An 18,662-nucleotide genomic window follows, 5' to 3' on the forward strand; every position below is an offset into this window, starting at 1 on the left:
GGCTTGCTCGCGAAGGCGGAGTGTCAGTCAACAGAAATATCGACTGATCCACCGCTTTCGCGAGCAAGCCCGCTCCCACATTAGGTTCTGCTGTGTTCCCGATATTTATTGCGCGTCAAACGCCTGCCCGTTGATCCCGGCACTGTCCGGTCCCATCAGGTACAGGTATACCGGCATGATCTCTTCCGGCGCCGGCCGCTCCATCGGGTTTTCACCCGGATACGCCTGGGCGCGCATGCTGGTGCGTGTGCCGCCGGGGTTGATGCTGTTGGAACGTACCGCTGCCACATCCTCGAGTTCGTCGGCCAGGGTTTGCATCAAACCTTCCGTGGCAAACTTCGACACCCCATACGCCCCCCAATACGCCCGGCCCTTGCGCCCGACGCTGCTGGAGGTGAACACCACCGACGCATCCTGGGACAGCTTGAGCAGCGGCAGCAAGGTGCTGGTCAGCATGAACATCGCGTTGACGTTCACGTGCATCACGCGCATGAAGTTTTCACCGGACAACTGCTCGATCGGCGTGCGTGGGCCGATGATCGAGGCGTTGTGCAACAACCCGTCGAGGTGGCCGAAGGCCTTTTCGATCATCGCCGCCAGCTCATCGTATTGATGCGGCAGTGCCGTCTCCAGGTTGAACGGGATCACCACCGGCTGCGGGTGGCCTGCGGCTTCGATCTCGTCGTAGACCTGGGCCAGGTTGGCTTCGGTCTTGCCCAGCAGCAGCACCGTGGCGCCATGGGCCGCGTAGGTTTTCGCCGCCGCCGCACCAATCCCGCGACCGGCACCGGTCACCAGGATGACGCGGTCTTTGAGCAGTTCTGGACGTGCGGAGTAATCAAACATAAATAGCCTCGACAAAATTCAACAGATTGCTAACACCACGCTTGAGAGTAGTGAAGATCCCCTGTGGGAGCGGGCGTGCTCGCGAAGGCGGTGGGTCAGTTGACACGTTCATTGACTGCCACGCTGCCTTCGCGAGCAAGCCCGCTCCCACATTTATATCTCCATTGGCCTCAGCAGCTGCACAGCGCGTTATCCAGCACCTTGCGCAGCTCCAGCGGGTGATCCACCACCACATCGGCGCCCCAGTGACGCGGGTTGTCATCCGGGTGGATGTAGCCGTAGGTCACCGCCGCCGTGCGCGTGCCGGCGTCGCGGCCGGACTCGATGTCGCGCAGGTCATCGCCCACGAACAGCACGCTGGCCGGGTCCAGGTCGAGCATCTTGCAGGCCAGGATCAGCGGCTCCGGGTCCGGCTTGCTGTTCTTCACATGGTCCGGGCAGATCAACAGCGCCGAACGCTCGGCCAGGCCCAGTTGCTGCATGATCGGCTCGGCAAAGCGAACCGGCTTGTTGGTGACCACACCCCAGATCAGCTTGGCTTTCTCGATGTCCTGCAGCAGTTCTTCCATGCCATCGAACAGCTTGCTGTGGATCGCGCAGCCCTTGAGGTAGCGCTCCAGGAACTCCTGGCGCAACGCTTCAAAACCTGGCGATTCGGGGTCCATGGAAAAGGTCACGGCGACCATGGCGCGGGCGCCACCGGAGATTTCATCGCGGATGTGCTGGTCGTTGATCGGCGCCAGGCCGCGATCGGCACGCATCGCCTGGCAGATGGCGATAAAGTCCGGCGCGGTGTCCAGCAGGGTACCGTCCATATCGAAGAGAACCGCTCGCAACTTCACAGGCTTACTCCTCGCGCAGGGTCTGGATCATGTAGTTGACGTCAACGTCGCTGGCCAGCTTGTAGTGCTTGGTCAACGGGTTGTAGGTCAGGCCGATGATGTCCTTGACGGTCAGCCCGGCCTGGCGGCTCCAGGCACCCAGCTCGGAAGGACGGATGAATTTCTTGAAGTCGTGGGTGCCGCGCGGCAGCAGCTTCATGATGTATTCGGCGCCGATGATCGCGAACAGGTAGGCCTTGGGGTTGCGGTTGATGGTGGAGAAGAACACCTGGCCGCCCGGCTTGACCATGCGGAAGCAGGCGCGGATCACCGAGGACGGGTCTGGCACGTGCTCGAGCATTTCCAGGCAGGTGACCACGTCGAACTGCTCGGGCATTTCCTCGGCCAGGGCTTCGGCGGTGATCTGGCGGTATTCCACGCTCACGCCGGATTCCAGCTGGTGCAACTGGGCCACGGCGAGCGGGGCTTCGCCCATGTCGATCCCCATCACGGTGGCGCCGCGCTGGGCCATGGCTTCGCTGAGGATGCCGCCGCCGCAACCGACGTCCAGCACCTTCTTGCCGGCCAGGTTGACGCGTTCGTCAATCCAGTTGACCCGCAGCGGGTTGATGTCGTGCAGGGGCTTGAACTCGCTCTCGCGGTCCCACCAGCGGTGGGCGAGGGCTTCGAATTTGGCGATTTCGGCGTGGTCGACGTTGCTCATGGTGAATCCTCTAAACCTGATAAATCGTGTGGTCGGTGCCCGGCGCGCACGCCCGGCACCGGCGTTATTCGTGGTGTCCGCTGATGCGTTGGCCCCAGGCAATGGCCGTGGCGGTCAACTGTTGTTCATCCATGCGGGTCAATTGCCGGTCGTCGAGCAACTGCTTGCCGGCGACCCAAAGGTGTTTCACGCAATCGCGTCCGGTGGCATATATAAGCTGTGAGACCGGATCGTAGATCGGTTGTTGCGCCAGCCCGGAAAGATCGAAGGCCACCATGTCCGCGGCCTTGCCGACTTCCAGCGAGCCGATTTCGTTCTCCAGGCCCATGGCGCGCGCGCCGTTGAGCGTCGCCATGCGCAGTGCGCGGTGGGCATCCATGGCGGTGGCCGAGCCGGCGACAGCCTTGGCCAGCATCGCCGCTGTGCGGGTTTCGCCCAGCAGGTCCAGGTCATTGTTGCTGGCGGCGCCGTCGGTGCCGATGGCCACATTGACCCCAGCCTGCCACAGGCGCTCCACCGGGCAGAAGCCACTGGCCAGTTTCAGGTTCGACTCCGGGCAATGGATGATGCTGGTGTTGCTTTCTACCAGCAAAGCCAGGTCGTCCTCGCTGATTTGGGTCATATGAACGGCCTGGAAGCGCGGGCCGAGCAACCCGAGGCGGCCCAGGCGTGCCAGCGGCCGTTCGCCGGTCTGCTCGACGGCCTGTTGGACCTCGAAGGCGGTTTCGTGCACATGCATATGGATCGCGGCGTCCAGTTCCTCGGCGATCACGCGGATCTTTTCCAGGTTGGCATCGCACACGGTGTAGGGCGCGTGGGGGCCGAAGGTGATCTTGATGCGCGGGTGGTGCTTGAGGTCGCCGAACAGCTCGATGCCCTGGCGGATCGCCTCATCGGCGCTGCTGGCGCCGGGAATCGGGAAGTCGAGGATCGGAATCGCGATCTGCGCGCGCATGCCGCTGTTGTGCACGCAATCGCTGGCGACCTTGGGGTAGAAATACATGTCGGAGAAGCACGTGATGCCGCCCTTGAGTTGCTCGGCGATGGCCAGGTCGGTGCCGTCCCGCACAAAGGCCTCATCGACCCATTTGGCTTCGGCGGGCCAGATGTGCTTTTCCAGCCATGTCATCAGCGGCAGGTCATCGGCCAGGCCGCGAAACAGGCTCATCGCCGCGTGCCCGTGGGCGTTGATCAGGCCCGGGCTGAGCAGCATGCCCGGCAACTCGCGGACCTCGGTGGCCGCCAGTTTCAGCGCGGCGGCCCGTGGGCCGATAAAGGCAATGCGCCCATCGCGGATCCCCAGGGCATGCTCCTTGAGCACCACGCCGGCAGGTTCGACAGGCACCAGCCAGGTCGGCAGGAGTAATAAGTCGAGCGGGGCGGCAGTGGCGGTCATCGCAGGCTTCTTCCGGGGCAGCTATAAAAGAAGGGCGAAGTATACCCGAGCGTCCAGGCTGGCGGATCGCTATAATCGGCGGCTTTTGTTGATGAGTACGGGGTGAGGGATGCGCGATCGACTGTTGGCAGCGGAGAAAGTGAAGGCCATCGATTGGCGTGATGGCGCACTGCACCTGCTCGATCAGCGTGTTTTGCCCTCCCGCGAAAGCTGGGTGGTGTGTTCGACGGTCGAAGACGTCGCCGCTGCCATCCGCTCGATGACCGTGCGCGGTGCGCCAGCCATCGGCATCAGCGCAGCCTACGGCTTGGTGCTCGCCGCCCGTCGACGCATTGCCGAAGGCGGTGACTGGCAGGCGGCATGGGAAGAGGACTACGCGTTGCTGGCCGATTCGCGTCCGACGGGGGCGAACCTGTTCTGGGCCCTCAAGCGCATGCGTGACCGCCTCGACCGTCTCAAGAAGCACGCCGACCCGGCGGCGGTGCTGGAAGCCGAAGCCATCGCGATCCACGAAAGCGACCGTGAAGCCAACCTGAGCATGGCGCAGTTGGGCCTTGAGCGGATTCGCAAGCACCAGGGCAATGCCCAGGCGATCCTCACCCATGGCAATGCTGGCGCCCTGGCCACCGGGGGTGTCGGCACGGCCCTCGGGGTGATCCGCGCTGCCTTCCTGGAGGGGTTGGTCGAGCATGTCTACGTCAACGAAACGCGCCCCTGGCTGCAGGGCTCGCGGCTGACGGCCTGGGAGCTGGCGGGCGAGGGGATTGCGACCACCGTCAATGCAGACTCGGCCGGCGCGCATATTCTCAAGACCAAAGGGGTGACCTGGGTGGTCGTCGGCGCCGACTGCATCGCGGCCAATGGTGATGTGATCGGCACGATCGGCACTTATCAACTGGCGGTGTGTGCCATGCACCATGGTGTGCGCTTCATGGTGGTGGCGCCGAGTTCGACGCTGGACCTGATGATGGCCACTGGCGAGGACGTCGCCCTGGAAGAGCGCGACGCGGGCGAGTTGCTGGAAGTCGCCGGGCAGCGTTTGGACGTGGCGGCTTTCAACCCCGTGTTCGACGTGACTCCCGCCGACCTGATCGATGTGATCGTGACTGAAAAAGGCATCGTCGAACGGCCGGACACCGCCAAGCTGGCCAAGTTGATGTGCCGTAAACGATTGCATTGAGGGCGTTGCGGCCGTCGAGATTGCTATCGCTGGCAAGCCAGTTCCTGCAGTGGCGGTGCGCACTGTGCAACATTGTAGGAACTGGCTTGCCGGCGAACCCCCTCAAATGTCAACAAAACCATTGGATCCATACGCAAAAAATAGCACCAAGGCATCTCTGAGCCCCTCTCGTCGCCCTCAAGCCTGTCATCCGTCAACTTACTATGCTCCATGCGCATCAGGGGGATAGGTGCGTGGCGGCGATTGTGATAACATCCGGCGGTTTCCAGGGCTGCCCCGAGGGGTGGCCTATAACGTGCAGATCCGTGTCATAACTCGTTGATTTGTCGTAAGTCGTTGTCAGGCACTGTGCCGGCAGCGGCGAGCTTCGTTCGTCCCATATGGATGTGACGAAGTTTCACCCGAAAAAGGAATCAGGCTTCTCATGGGCGAACTGGCCAAAGAAATCCTCCCGGTCAATATCGAAGACGAGCTGAAACAGTCCTACCTCGACTACGCGATGAGCGTAATTGTCGGTCGGGCACTGCCTGATGCGCGCGATGGCTTGAAGCCCGTGCACCGGCGTGTGCTGTTCGCGATGAGCGAGCTGGGTAACGACTGGAACAAGCCGTACAAGAAATCTGCCCGTGTTGTCGGTGACGTGATCGGTAAGTATCACCCTCACGGCGACACTGCGGTGTACGACACCATCGTTCGGATGGCCCAGCCGTTTTCCCTGCGCTACCTGCTGGTAGACGGCCAGGGCAACTTCGGTTCGGTCGACGGCGACAACGCCGCGGCCATGCGATACACCGAAGTGCGCATGACCAAGCTGGCGCACGAGCTGCTGGCCGACCTGCATAAAGAAACCGTGGACTGGGTGCCGAACTACGACGGCACCGAAATGATCCCGGCCGTCATGCCGACCAAGATTCCAAACCTGCTGGTCAACGGCTCCAGCGGTATCGCCGTGGGCATGGCCACCAACATCCCGCCACACAACCTCGGTGAAGTCATCGACGGTTGCCTGGCCCTTATCGACAATCCTGAGCTGACTGTCGATGAGCTGATGCAATACATCCCCGGTCCGGACTTCCCGACCGCTGCGATCATCAACGGTCGCGCCGGCATCATCGAAGCCTACCGCACCGGTCGCGGGCGCATTTACATGCGCGCCCGCTCGATCATCGAAGACATCGACAAGGTCGGTGGTCGCCAGCAGATCGTCATCACCGAACTGCCGTACCAGTTGAACAAGGCCCGGCTGATCGAGAAGATCGCCGAGCTGGTCAAAGAGAAGAAGCTCGAAGGCATCACCGAGCTGCGCGACGAGTCCGACAAAGACGGTATGCGCGTGGTGATCGAGCTGCGTCGTGGCGAAGTGCCTGAGGTTATCCTCAACAACCTCTACGCCCAGACCCAGCTGCAAAGCGTGTTTGGTATCAACGTGGTAGCACTGATCGACGGCCGCCCGCGCATCCTGAACCTCAAGGATCTGCTCGAAGCCTTCGTTCGTCACCGCCGCGAAGTGGTTACCCGCCGTACCGTGTTCGAACTGCGCAAGGCCCGCGAGCGCGGCCATATCCTGGAAGGCCAGGCAGTTGCGCTGTCGAATATCGACCCGGTGATCGCCCTGATCAAGGCCTCGCCAACCCCGTCGGAAGCCAAGGAAGCGCTGATCAGCACCCCTTGGGAATCCAGCGCCGTGGTGGCCATGGTTGAACGCGCCGGCGCCGACTCGTGCCGTCCGGAGACCCTGGACCCGCAATACGGTCTGCGCGAAGGCAAGTACTTCCTGTCGCCGGAACAGGCCCAGGCCATCCTGGAGCTGCGCCTGCACCGCCTGACCGGCCTGGAGCACGAGAAGCTGCTGGCCGAGTACCAGGAGATCCTCAACCAGATCGGCGAGTTGATCCGCATCCTCAGCAGCGCCGTGCGCCTGATGGAAGTGATCCGCGAAGAACTGGAAGTGATCCGCGCCGAATATGGCGACGTGCGCCGCACCGAAATCCTCGATGCGCGTCTCGACCTGACCCTGGGTGACATGATCCCGGAAGAAGAGCGCGTCGTGACCATTTCCCACGGTGGTTATGCCAAGACCCAGCCCCTGGCTGCGTACCAGGCCCAGCGTCGTGGTGGTAAAGGTAAATCGGCTACCGGCGTGAAGGATGAGGACTACATCGCTCACCTGCTGGTCGCCAACAGCCACACCACGCTGCTGCTGTTCTCCAGCAAGGGCAAGGTGTACTGGCTCAAGACCTACGAGATCCCGGAAGCCTCGCGTGCCGCCCGTGGTCGTCCGTTGGTCAACCTGCTGCCGCTGGACAGTGATGAGTACATCACCACCATGCTGCCGGTCGAGGAATACACCGAAGGTCACTTCATCTTCATGGCGACCGCCAAAGGCACCGTGAAGAAGACCCCGCTGGAATCCTTCAGCCGTCAACGCAGCGTGGGCCTGATCGCCCTGGAGCTGGACGAAGGCGACGTACTGATCTCCGCCGCCATTACCGATGGTGAGCGTGAAGTCATGCTGTTCTCCGACGGTGGCAAGGTCACGCGCTTCAAGGAATCCGACGTCCGCGCCATGGGCCGTACCGCCCGCGGTGTGCGTGGCATGCGCCTGCCGGAAGGGCAGAAGCTGATTTCGATGCTGATCCCGGAAGAAGGCAGCCAGATCCTCACGGCTTCCGAGCGTGGTTATGGCAAGCGCACCGCCATCAGCGAGTTCCCGGAGTACAAGCGTGGCGGCCAGGGCGTGATCGCCATGGTCAGCAACGATCGCAACGGCCGTCTGGTCGGCGCGGTCCAGGTGCTCGACGGCGAGGAGATCATGCTGATTTCCGACCAGGGCACGCTGGTACGTACCCGTGTGGCTGAAGTGTCGAGCCTGGGCCGTAACACCCAGGGCGTGACGCTGATCAAGCTGGCTAAAGACGAAAAACTGGTGGGCCTGGAGCGTGTGCAGGAGCCATCGGAAGTCGAAGGCGAAGAGCTGGAAGGTGAGGAATTCGACGGCGAGGTGATCGCAGCAGGCGATGACAACGTCGACGAGCCAACCCTCGACGCTGCCGCAGACGAAGAAGAACCGCAGGAATAAGCGGACACACAGGGGGCGGATGAAGATTCGCCCCCTTGTTGTTTGTCCCTTGTGAAATAACACGTCCTTTGGCTGGACGCGCTCAATGTGGGAGCTGGCTTGCCCGCGATGGCAGCGCCACGGTATCACTGCGCTACCGAGGTGCCCTTGTCGCAGGCAAGCCAGCTCCCACAAGGGTTCGCTCCAGAGAAAGGTTGTTGCCGAACATGATTGCAGCCCCACCAGATCAGAGTGAGATTGGATGTGAGCAAGAGAGCCTATAACTTCTGTGCCGGTCCCGCGGCGCTTCCTGAAGCAGTCCTGCAGCGTGCGCAGGGTGAACTCCTCGACTGGCATGGAAAAGGCCTCTCCGTGATGGAAATGAGCCATCGCAGCGATGAGTTCGTGTCCATTGCCACCAAGGCCGAGCAGGATCTGCGCGACTTGCTGGACATCCCATCCAACTACAAAGTGTTGTTCCTGCAGGGCGGCGCCAGCCAGCAGTTCGCCCAGCTGCCCCTGAACCTGTTGCCGGAAGACGGCACCGCCGACTACATCGACACCGGTATCTGGGGCCAGAAGGCCATTGAAGAGGCTTCGCGCTACGGTCACGTCAACGTTGCCGGTACCGCCAAGCCCTACGACTACTTCGCCATTCCCGGCCAGAACGAGTGGAAGCTGTCGAAGGACGCGGCCTACGTGCACTACGTAGCGAACGAAACCATCGGCGGCCTGGAATTCGACTGGGTGCCGGAAGTAGGCGACGTTCCGCTGGTGTGTGACATGTCCTCGGACATCCTCTCGCGCCCGATCGATGTGTCCAGGTACGGCATGATCTACGCCGGCGCGCAGAAGAACATCGGCCCGAGCGGCATCCTGGTCAACATCATCCGCGAAGACCTGCTGGGGCGTGCCCGTTCGCTGTGCCCGACCATGCTCAACTACAAGGTCGCGGCCGATAACGGCTCGATGTACAACACCCCGCCGGCGTTCGCCTGGTACCTGTCCGGCCTGGTCTTCGAGTGGCTCAAGGAGCAGGGCGGCGTGGCTGCCATGGGCAAGCTGAACGAAGAGAAGAAGCGCACCCTGTACGACTTCATCGACGCCAGCGGCCTGTACAGCAACCCGATCAACCTGACCGACCGCTCGTGGATGAACGTGCCGTTCCGCCTGGCCGATGACCGCCTGGACAAGCCGTTCCTGGCCGGTGCCGACGCGCGCGGCCTGCTGAACCTCAAGGGCCACCGTTCGGTCGGTGGTATGCGCGCCTCCATCTACAACGCTGTCGACATCCACGCCATCAACGCGTTGGTGGCCTACATGGCAGAGTTCGAAAAGGAACACGGCTAATGTCTGAGCAAGAACTCAAGGCCCTGCGCGTGCGCATTGACAGCCTGGACGAGAAAGTCCTGGAGCTGATCAGTGAGCGCGCGCGGTGCGCCCAGGAAGTGGCACGGGTAAAGATGGCCTCCCTGGCCGAAGGCGAAGTGCCAGTGTTCTACCGGCCCGAGCGTGAAGCCCAGGTGCTCAAGCGTGTGATGGAGCGCAACAAGGGCCCATTGGGCAATGAAGAGATGGCGCGGTTGTTCCGTGAAATCATGTCTTCCTGCCTGGCGCTGGAGCAGCCACTGAAAGTGGCTTACCTCGGGCCTGAAGGCACCTTCACCCAGGCGGCGGCCATGAAGCACTTCGGCCACGCGGTGATCAGCAAGCCAATGGCGGCGATCGACGAAGTGTTTCGTGAAGTGGCGGCTGGTGCCGTGAACTTTGGCGTGGTGCCGGTGGAAAACTCCACCGAAGGCGCGGTCAACCACACGCTGGACAGCTTCCTCGAGCACGACATGGTGATCTGTGGCGAAGTCGAGCTGCGCATCCACCATCACCTGCTGGTGGGCGAGAACACCAAGACCGACAGCATCAGCCGTATCTACTCCCACGCCCAGTCGCTGGCCCAGTGCCGCAAGTGGCTGGACGCGCATTACCCGAATGTCGAGCGCGTGGCGGTGTCCAGCAATGCCGAGGCGGCCAAGCGGGTCAAGGGTGAGTGGAATTCGGCGGCCATTGCCGGTGACATGGCTGCAGGCCTGTATGGCCTGACGCGCCTGGCCGAGAAAATCGAGGATCGCCCGGACAACTCCACGCGGTTCCTGATGATCGGCAACCAGGAAGTGCCGCCGACCGGCGACGACAAGACGTCGATCATCGTCTCCATGAGCAACAAGCCCGGCGCGCTGCATGAGCTGCTGGTGCCGTTCCACGACAACGGGATTGACCTGACGCGTATCGAGACTCGTCCTTCGCGCAGCGGTAAATGGACTTACGTGTTCTTTATCGACTTCGTCGGCCATCACCGCGACCCACTGGTCAAGGGTGTGCTCGAGAAAATCAGTCAGGAAGCCGTGGCACTCAAAGTGCTGGGCTCTTACCCGAAAGCGGTTTTGTGAGGCTTTAACATGAGTGGCAACTTCCTCGCCCTGGCTCAGCCGGGCGTGCAACAACTGTCGCCTTACGTTCCAGGCAAGCCTGTGGACGAGCTGGCGCGTGAGTTGAACCTGGATCCTTCGAAGATCGTCAAGTTGGCCAGTAACGAAAACCCGCTGGGCCCAAGCCCCAAGGTGTTGGCGGCCATTCGTGAGGAGCTGGCCGAGCTGACCCGTTACCCCGATGGCAACGGCTTTGCGCTCAAGTCCCTGCTGGCGCAAAAGTGCCGGGTCGAGCTGAGCCAGGTGACCTTGGGCAACGGTTCCAACGACATTCTCGAGCTGGTCGGCCGTGCCTACCTGGCGCCGGGCCTCAACGCGGTGTTCAGCGAACACGCGTTTGCGGTCTATCCGATCGTGACCCAGGCGGTCGGCGCTGATGCGCGCATCATTCCTGCGAAGGAGTGGGGCCACGACCTGCCGGCCATGCTGGCAGCCATCGACGCCCAGACCCGTGTGGTGTTCATCGCCAACCCGAACAACCCGACGGGCACCTGGTTCGACGCGCAGGCGCTGAACGACTTCCTGCAGGATGTGCCGGAGCACGTGCTGGTGGTGCTGGACGAGGCCTACATCGAGTACGCCGAAGGCAGCGACCTGCCGGACGGCCTCGACTTCCTGGCGGCCTACCCGAACCTGCTGGTCTCGCGCACCTTTTCCAAGGCCTATGGCCTGGCGTCGTTGCGGGTGGGCTACGGCCTCTCCACGGCGGTCGTCGCGGACGTGCTGAACCGCGTGCGGCAACCGTTCAACGTCAACAGCCTCGCGCTGGCGGCGGCCTGTGCGGCCGTGCAGGATGCCGAATACCTGGAAGAGGGCCGGCGCATCAACGAAAGCGGCATGTTGCAGTTGCAGGCAGGCTTTCGCGAACTGGGCCTGGGCTGGATTCCGTCCAAGGGCAACTTCATCTGTGTCGACCTCGGCCAAGTGGCTGCTCCGGTATTCCAGGGCCTGCTGCGCGAAGGTGTGATCGTGCGTCCGGTGGCTAACTACGGTATGCCGAACCACCTGCGTATCACCATTGGCTTGCCGGCAGAAAACAGCCGCTTCCTGGAGGCGTTGGCCAAGGTTCTGGCTCGTGGTTGATGTCACTGCATTGCAACCTGTTGTGCCTATGATCGGTCGCCTGGTGGTGGTCGGTCTGGGGTTGATCGGCGGCTCCTTCGCCAAAGGCCTGCGTGAAAGTGGGTTGTGTGGCGAAGTGGTCGGTGTGGACCTGGACCCGCAATCGCGCAAGCTGGCGGTCGAGTTGGGCGTGGTGGATCGCTGCGAAGCGGACCTCTCGCTCGCATGTCAGGGCGCTGACGTGATCCAGTTGGCGGTGCCGATCCTGGCCATGGAGAAATTGCTGGCGGTATTGGCGGGCATGGACCTGGGGCAGGCGATCCTGACGGACGTCGGCAGCGCCAAGGGCAACGTAGTGCGCGCGGCGCAACAGGCGTTTGGCGGTATGCCCGCGCGCTTCGTGCCGGGGCATCCGATTGCTGGGTCCGAGCAGAGCGGGGTGGAGGCATCGAATGCGCAGCTGTTCCGGCGCCATAAGGTGATCCTGACGCCGCTCGAGCAGACCGATCCTGCGGCGTTGGCCGTGGTTGACCGGCTGTGGCGCGAGCTGGGCGCTGACGTGGAGCATATGCAGGTCGAGCGCCATGACGAAGTGCTGGCGGCGACCAGTCATTTGCCGCATCTGCTGGCATTTGGCCTGGTGGACTCGCTGGCCAAGCGCAATGAAAACCTCGAGATTTTCCGTTACGCCGCCGGTGGCTTTCGCGATTTCACGCGGATTGCCGGCAGCGACCCCGTGATGTGGCACGACATTTTCCTCGCTAACCGCGAAGCGGTGTTGCGCACCCTGGACACCTTTCGCAGCGACCTCGACGCCCTGCGCGACGCGGTTGATGCCGGGGATGGCCACCAGTTGTTGGGCGTGTTCACCCGTGCGCGGGTGGCGCGTGAGCATTTCAGCAAGATTCTGGCGCGCCGGGCCTATATGGAAACTGCCGTGAACGCCGATGACCTGACCTTCCTCGCCAACCCGGGCGGCCGCTTGAGCGGACGTATCCGGGTGCCGGGTGACAAGTCGATCTCGCATCGCTCGATCATGCTCGGCTCGTTGGCCGAGGGTGTGACAGAGGTTGAAGGTTTCCTCGAGGGTGAAGACGCCCTGGCGACGTTGCAGGCTTTTCGCGACATGGGGGTCGTCATCGAAGGTCCGCACCATGGGCGCGTGACCATTCATGGCGTGGGCTTGCATGGCTTGAAAGCCGCGCCGGGGCCGATCTACCTGGGTAACTCCGGCACATCCATGCGGCTGCTGTCGGGGTTGTTGGCGGCGCAAAGCTTCGACAGCGTGTTGACCGGCGATGCGTCCTTGTCCAAGCGCCCGATGAGCCGCGTGGCCAAGCCGCTGCGGGAAATGGGCGCGGTAATCGAGACCGGTCCGGAAGGGCGTCCGCCATTGACCATCCGCGGCGGCCAGGTGTTGAAAGGCCTGGCCTATTCGATGCCGATGGCCAGTGCACAGGTCAAATCCTGCCTGTTACTGGCCGGGTTGTACGCCGAGGGCGAGACTTCGGTGACCGAGCCCGCGCCGACCCGTGACCATACCGAGCGCATGTTGCGCGGTTTTGGCTACCCGGTGGCGGTGAGTGGCGCGACCGCGTCGGTGCAATCGGGTCATGCGCTGACCGCTACCCATATAGAAGTGCCGGGGGATATTTCCTCGTCGGCGTTTTTCCTGGTGGCGGCGTCGATTGCCGAGGGTTCCGAGTTGTTGCTGGAGCATGTCGGCGTCAACCCGACGCGGACCGGGGTGATCGATATCCTGCGGCTCATGGGCGCAGATATCACCTTGGAAAACCCGCGTGAAGTAGGCGGCGAGCCTGTCGCGGACTTGCGTGTGCGTGCTGCGGCCCTGAACGGTATCGAGATCCCCGAGGCTTTGGTGCCGTTGGCGATCGACGAGTTTCCGGTGCTGTTTGTTGCGGCGGCCTGTGCCAAGGGCCGCACTGTGTTGCGCGGGGCGCAGGAGCTGCGCGTGAAGGAATCCGACCGTATCCAGGTCATGGCCGACGGTCTGTTGGCGCTGGGCGTGAAGTGTGAACCGACTCCCGATGGGATTATCATTGACGGTGGCCTGATGGGCGGTGGTGAAGTGCACGCCCAGGGTGATCACCGGATTGCCATGGCGTTCAGTGTGGCTTCCCTGCGGGCGACGGCACCTATTCGTATCCGTGACTGCGCCAATGTTGCTACGTCTTTTCCGAACTTTCTTACACTGTGTGCCCACGTCGGCATCCGTGTTGCCCAAGAGGCTCAATTGTGAATATCAAAGCACCGGTGATTACCATCGACGGGCCAAGTGGCTCGGGCAAAGGCACGATCGCCGGCATCCTGGCCAAGCGCCTGGGCTGGTGTCTGCTCGATTCCGGCGCGCTGTACCGCCTGCTGGCGTTTGCTGCACGCAACCATGGCGTCGACCTGACCAACGAAGAATCGCTGAAGCTGCTGGCGGCGCATCTTGATGTGCAGTTTGTCGGGGCGACGGAAGGTCATCCCCAGCGCATCATCCTTGAAGGCGATGATGTGACCGATGACCTGCGCAATGAACAAGTCGGTTCCTGGGCCTCCCAGGTTGCCGCGCTGCCGGCCGTGCGCGATGCCTTGCTGCAGCGTCAGCGCGCGTTTCAGGAGCCGCCGGGCCTGGTCGCCGATGGTCGCGACATGGGCACGGTGGTGTTTCCGGAGGCCCCGCTGAAGATTTTCCTGACCGCCAGTGCCGAGGAGCGGGCGCGCCGCCGCTACTTGCAGTTGAAGGGCAAAGTCGATGGTGTTAGTCTGTCGAGTCTGCTAGATGAGATACGTGCACGCGATGAGCGTGATACCCAGCGCGCAGTAGCCCCGCTAAAGCCGGCGGCTGATGCCATACAGCTGGATTCCACGGAGTTGTCCATCGAGCAGGTGCTGGAACGCATCTTGAGCGAAATCGCCATTCGCGATATCGCCGGGTGACCAAGAAGGCCGCAGGGGACCAGTCATAGTCCTGGGGCGCTTCTTCTAATTGAAACTAACCCACACCGTCTGGGGTGTGGAGATGGGCGTATTCTTCGCCCTTATCAACAGGAATTAAAATGAGCGAAAGCTTTGCGGAACTCTTTGAAGAAAGCCTAAAAACCCTGAACCTTCAGGCAGGCTCCATCATCACCGGTGTTATCGTTGATATCGATTACCAAGCTCGCTGGGTAACCGTTCACGCTGGTCTGAAGTCTGAAGCTCTGATCCCGCTGGAACAGTTCTACAACGATGCTGGCGACCTGACTATCAATGTCGGTGACGAAGTTCACGTTGCTCTGGACTCGGTTGAAGACGGTTTCGGTGAAACCAAGCTGTCCCGTGAAAAAGCCAAGCGCGCTGAATGCTGGATTGTTCTCGAAGCAGCCTTCGCAGCTGAAGAAGTGGTCAAGGGCGTTATCAACGGTAAGGTTAAAGGCGGCTTCACTGTCGACGTTAACGGCATCCGTGCGTTCCTGCCAGGTTCTTTGGTCGACGTTCGTCCAGTGCGCGACACCACGCACCTGGAAGGCAAAGAACTCGAATTCAAGGTCATCAAACTCGACCAGAAACGCAACAACGTTGTCGTTTCCCGTCGCAGCGTCCTGGAAGCAGAAAACTCCGCCGAGCGTGAAGCTCTGCTGGAATCCCTGCAGGAAGGCCAACAAGTCAAAGGTATTGTCAAGAACCTCACCGATTACGGCGCATTCGTCGATCTGGGTGGCGTCGATGGCCTGCTGCACATTACCGACATGGCTTGGAAGCGTATCAAGCATCCTTCCGAAATCGTCAACGTTGGCGACGAGATCGATGTCAAGGTTCTGAAATACGATCGCGAGCGCAACCGTGTTTCCCTGGGCCTGAAGCAACTGGGTGAAGATCCATGGGTTGCTATCAAAGCCCGTTACCCAGAAAGCACTCGCGTAACCGCGCGTGTTACCAACCTGACCGACTACGGCTGCTTCGCAGAGCTGGAAGAAGGCGTGGAAGGCCTGGTACACGTTTCCGAAATGGACTGGACCAACAAGAACATCCACCCTTCGAAAGTCGTACAAGTCGGCGACGAAGTGGAAGTTATGGTTCTGGACATCGACGAAGAGCGTCGTCGTATCTCCCTGGGCATCAAGCAGTGCAAATCTAACCCATGGGAAGATTTCTCTGGCCAGTTCAACAAGGGCGATAAAATCTCCGGCACCATCAAGTCGATCACCGATTTCGGTATCTTCATTGGTCTGGACGGCGGCATCGACGGCCTGGTTCACCTGTCCGACATCTCCTGGAACGAAGTGGGCGAAGAAGCTGTTCGTCGTTTCAAGAAGGGCGACGAGCTGGACACCGTTATCCTGTCGGTTGACCCAGAGCGCGAGCGTATCTCCCTGGGTATCAAGCAGCTGGAAAGCGATCCGTTCTCCGAGTACGTTCAAGAGAACGACAAAGGCGCAATCGTTAAGGGCACTGTGAAAGAAGTTGACGCTAAAGGCGCCATCATCACTCTGGCCGACGATATCGAAGCGACTCTGAAAGCCTCCGAAATCAGCCGTGACCGCGTTGAAGACGCGCGCAACGTTCTGAAAGAAGGCCAGGAAGTAGAAGCCAAGATCATCAGCGTTGACCGCAAGAGCCGCGTAATCCAACTCTCCATCAAGTCGAAAGACGAGATCGAAGAGAAAGAAGCCATCCAGAGCCTGCGCGACAAGCCAGCCTCGTCGGATGCTCCAGTTGACACCACTCTTGGTGCTCTGCTGCGTGCGCAAATGGAAAAACAGAACTAAGTTCTGTCAGACCATAGAAAAAGGGCGACTTCGGTCGCCCTTTTTTGTGCCTGAAATTCGTTGAATCAACATCGAGAACCAAGACGCACAGCTCACTGTCAGAACTGACTATAGTCTTCATGAAAGCTGTTCCAGCGTTGTTGTTTTGATAAGGATTTAAATGAACAGGCTTATCGTGCTATTTGCAGTGCTAGTAGTGCTTGCAGGTTGCTCCAGTGCCAGCGCCAAGACCCACGCCAAGCGTGGAGTCAGCGGCATCGAGATCGATTGCTCGGGCTTGGGCAACAAATGGGAGAAGTGCGAGAAGCGCGCCGCCCGCGAGTGCAAGATGCAGGGCTACAAGGTGATCACCCGCTCCAGCGATGCCAAGGATGAAGAGGGCGACTACTTGTTCGGCTGGAACCCTGCTGGCGCCGTAACCCGTACCATGCTGGTGATCTGCAATTGATGGCGTCGCGCCGGCCATACGGGCTTCCATCTATCCCGCAGATAAGTTGCTGCGCGGGCTGTTCAAATTCATCAAGTCATGCTAAAACCTTCGAAGCGCTTTTCCTAGCTGCTTGAAAAAGAAGGGAAAAATATGACGAAGTCGGAGTTGATCGAACGAATTGTCACCCATCAAGGGCTGCTCTCATCCAAGGATGTCGAGCTGGCCATCAAGACCATGCTCGAGCAAATGTCCCAGTGCCTGGCGACCGGGGATCGGATTGAGATCCGTGGGTTTGGCAGCTTCTCCCTGCACTACCGCGCACCGCGCGTGGGGCGGAACCCCAAGACTGGGCAGTCGGTGAGTCTGGATGGGAAATTTGTGCCTCATTTCAAGCCGGGGAAGGAATTGCGGGATCGGGTGAATGAGGATGAGGAAGAGGGCGTTTGAGTTTTGTTAGGGGGTGAAGATGCTCGGTCTAAAGCGTGTGCTATTTTTATTGTTCATGTTGATGATTGCCGTATTTGTGATTCTTTTTGTTCTTGGGAATCAGCAGATGGTATCTCTTATGATATTTGGTTGGTCGGCACCGGCTGTTCCTCTGGCGATCCCGATGATTTTTTCTCTATTGCTTGGGCTCGCAATCGGTCCGGTTTTGGGCGTTTATATTGTTATTCGAGCCAAGCGTCGTGTTAGTGCTGATGCCTAATTCTATTCAGATTGTAGAAAGCCTTAAGCTTTGGGTGTAATTGCGGTATGGATGTTTCTTCACTTTGCATCACACCACCGCCAAGTGTTAGTTACTTTTCTACAGGCTCGTAATATATGTAATCGTTCAATTGCGCCTTATATTAAGTAGGATTTAGTGGGGGGGCTTTTTGCTTTTGCACTTTTTGTAGTGGCGCCATTCCATGCAGGATGGTTATTTGGTGGTCTTTGCATCGTTTTTGGAATGTTTTCAGTTGTTGCTTGATCCTTTTTTAGTTGTTTTAGGATGGCAAGTATTGTCCGTGTGAGGGAGGTAGGTTTTCTTCGTACGTGATATTTAAATGCCCTGGCTCCCCCGGCCGTTTATGGAATGTACGCTAGTGTTCGGTAGTCTAATTTTCCAGTCCTGTGTGAGAGCGGCAGGTGGTGCAGAGTCAGCGAGTGAGGCGCTAGACTATTTTAGGAGAAGTATGGCGATCATCCGTAATGATCTATCACTATTTCTGTACTTCAATCGGGGGATCCAGATGAGCAATACTCATTGTTTTATATAACTTGTGGGGCTTCCCTTTTTCTGGCTTATGGGAATGCTATTTAGAGTGATGCAAAGGTTTTTGAATTTGGAAAAAGGCTTTTGCGTTTCACTCCGGTGTATTGGATTACGAGCTTTGGCTTTTTACTGATCCTTTGGAGGGATTATTCACTGGACGTGGTGTTACTAGACCTTTCGATGAGCTTCGGATTTTTAGGTTATACGAAGGCTATGCCTGCTGGCGGTTGGTCAATAGGCAGTGGGGTTTGTTTTTATCTTGTATTTCCATTGATAATCTTTTTTGCGCTCGACGCTGGATTTTAGTAGTACCGCTATTTTTGCTAACTTTTTAAGTCGTGTTTATTTTTGCATTCGTTATGCTGGGTGCGCAGCAAAATCTGGCTGATCAATGGTTTGCTTGTATTCATTTATTTAATCAGGTGTTTTTATTTGATGCGGGTGTGGTTGCGAAGTTTTCGTCGGGAAGTGGCTGGTTTTGCTTGGGTAACAGAGATGCTCTGACTCTTTTGGTGATATGTGCCGGAATTTTGCTAAATTATGAAGGGGTGCCTGATATGATTTAGTTAGTTGTTAGTTCAAGAAAGGTGATTTTTACAGCTTTGGTTTCCTTTCTGCCTATGCCTGTTTTAACTTGCGCTTCTCGGGGG

General features: G+C 59.7%; 15 protein-coding genes. 11 read left to right on the forward strand and 4 right to left on the reverse strand.

The window, feature by feature from the left end; genetic code table 11:
* Window positions 1-105: 105 nt before the first annotated feature.
* The 4 genes from QMX97_RS26995 to QMX97_RS27010 form a co-directional block, all read right to left on the reverse strand.
* Window positions 106-846, reverse strand: coding sequence for a YciK family oxidoreductase (locus QMX97_RS26995; protein ID WP_065901843.1), 741 nt, complete (start codon window positions 844-846; stop codon window positions 106-108).
* 170 nt (window positions 847-1,016) lie between these two features.
* Window positions 1,017-1,688: an N-acetylmuramic acid 6-phosphate phosphatase MupP gene (gene mupP, locus QMX97_RS27000; RefSeq protein WP_065901841.1), complete on the reverse strand. Its 672-nt coding sequence runs from the start codon at window positions 1,686-1,688 to the stop codon at window positions 1,017-1,019.
* Window positions 1,689-1,692: 4 nt separating this feature from the next.
* Window positions 1,693-2,391, reverse strand: a complete 699-nt coding sequence (ubiG, locus tag QMX97_RS27005) for a bifunctional 2-polyprenyl-6-hydroxyphenol methylase/3-demethylubiquinol 3-O-methyltransferase UbiG (protein ID WP_003172645.1) — start codon at window positions 2,389-2,391, stop codon at window positions 1,693-1,695.
* 64 nt (window positions 2,392-2,455) lie between these two features.
* Window positions 2,456-3,787, reverse strand: a complete 1,332-nt coding sequence (locus QMX97_RS27010) for a TRZ/ATZ family hydrolase (RefSeq protein WP_282397912.1) — start codon at window positions 3,785-3,787, stop codon at window positions 2,456-2,458.
* 109 nt (window positions 3,788-3,896) lie between these two features.
* On the opposite strand from QMX97_RS27010, the gene mtnA reads away from it, so the two are divergent.
* From mtnA to QMX97_RS27065, 11 genes are all read left to right on the forward strand, one after another.
* Window positions 3,897-4,967, forward strand: a complete 1,071-nt coding sequence (gene mtnA, locus QMX97_RS27015) for an S-methyl-5-thioribose-1-phosphate isomerase (RefSeq protein ID WP_282397913.1) — start codon at window positions 3,897-3,899, stop codon at window positions 4,965-4,967.
* 424 nt (window positions 4,968-5,391) lie between these two features.
* Entirely contained in the window at window positions 5,392-8,046 is a 2,655-nt protein-coding gene (gene gyrA, locus QMX97_RS27020; protein WP_028619469.1) for a DNA gyrase subunit A, read from the forward strand.
* A gap of 243 nt (window positions 8,047-8,289) precedes the next feature.
* Window positions 8,290-9,375: a 3-phosphoserine/phosphohydroxythreonine transaminase gene (gene serC, locus QMX97_RS27025; protein ID WP_065901837.1), complete on the forward strand. Its 1,086-nt coding sequence runs from the start codon at window positions 8,290-8,292 to the stop codon at window positions 9,373-9,375.
* Complete coding sequence (pheA, locus tag QMX97_RS27030; RefSeq protein WP_034096534.1) at window positions 9,375-10,469, forward strand: prephenate dehydratase; 1,095 nt, start codon at window positions 9,375-9,377, stop codon at window positions 10,467-10,469. The genes serC and pheA overlap by 1 nt, the downstream gene beginning before the upstream one ends.
* A gap of 9 nt (window positions 10,470-10,478) precedes the next feature.
* Window positions 10,479-11,591 carry a histidinol-phosphate transaminase gene (hisC, locus tag QMX97_RS27035; protein ID WP_106804783.1) on the forward strand — a complete coding sequence of 371 codons (1,113 nt, stop codon included), beginning with the start codon at window positions 10,479-10,481 and terminating at the stop codon, window positions 11,589-11,591.
* 28 nt (window positions 11,592-11,619) lie between these two features.
* Window positions 11,620-13,830, forward strand: a complete 2,211-nt coding sequence (locus tag QMX97_RS27040) for a bifunctional prephenate dehydrogenase/3-phosphoshikimate 1-carboxyvinyltransferase (RefSeq protein WP_282397914.1) — start codon at window positions 11,620-11,622, stop codon at window positions 13,828-13,830.
* Window positions 13,827-14,516: a (d)CMP kinase gene (gene cmk, locus QMX97_RS27045; RefSeq protein ID WP_003172653.1), complete on the forward strand. Its 690-nt coding sequence runs from the start codon at window positions 13,827-13,829 to the stop codon at window positions 14,514-14,516. Before QMX97_RS27040 ends, cmk begins: the two co-directional genes overlap by 4 nt.
* A 119-nt stretch (window positions 14,517-14,635) precedes the next feature.
* Window positions 14,636-16,327, forward strand: coding sequence for a 30S ribosomal protein S1 (gene rpsA / locus QMX97_RS27050; RefSeq protein WP_065901832.1), 1,692 nt, complete (start codon window positions 14,636-14,638; stop codon window positions 16,325-16,327).
* Between the two features lie 160 nt (window positions 16,328-16,487).
* Window positions 16,488-16,775: a hypothetical protein gene (locus tag QMX97_RS27055; protein WP_282397915.1), complete on the forward strand. Its 288-nt coding sequence runs from the start codon at window positions 16,488-16,490 to the stop codon at window positions 16,773-16,775.
* 132 nt (window positions 16,776-16,907) lie between these two features.
* Entirely contained in the window at window positions 16,908-17,204 is a 297-nt protein-coding gene (gene ihfB, locus QMX97_RS27060; RefSeq protein WP_003218804.1) for an integration host factor subunit beta, read from the forward strand.
* A 19-nt stretch (window positions 17,205-17,223) separates the two neighbouring features.
* Window positions 17,224-17,463 (forward strand): lipopolysaccharide assembly protein LapA domain-containing protein, encoded by a 240-nt coding sequence (locus QMX97_RS27065; RefSeq protein ID WP_120450662.1) that lies wholly within the window; start codon window positions 17,224-17,226, stop codon window positions 17,461-17,463.
* Window positions 17,464-18,662 lie beyond the last annotated feature (1,199 nt).

Source organism: Pseudomonas sp. PS01298 (assembly GCF_029959745.1).
Taxonomy (GTDB): domain Bacteria; phylum Pseudomonadota; class Gammaproteobacteria; order Pseudomonadales; family Pseudomonadaceae; genus Aquipseudomonas; species Aquipseudomonas aylmerensis.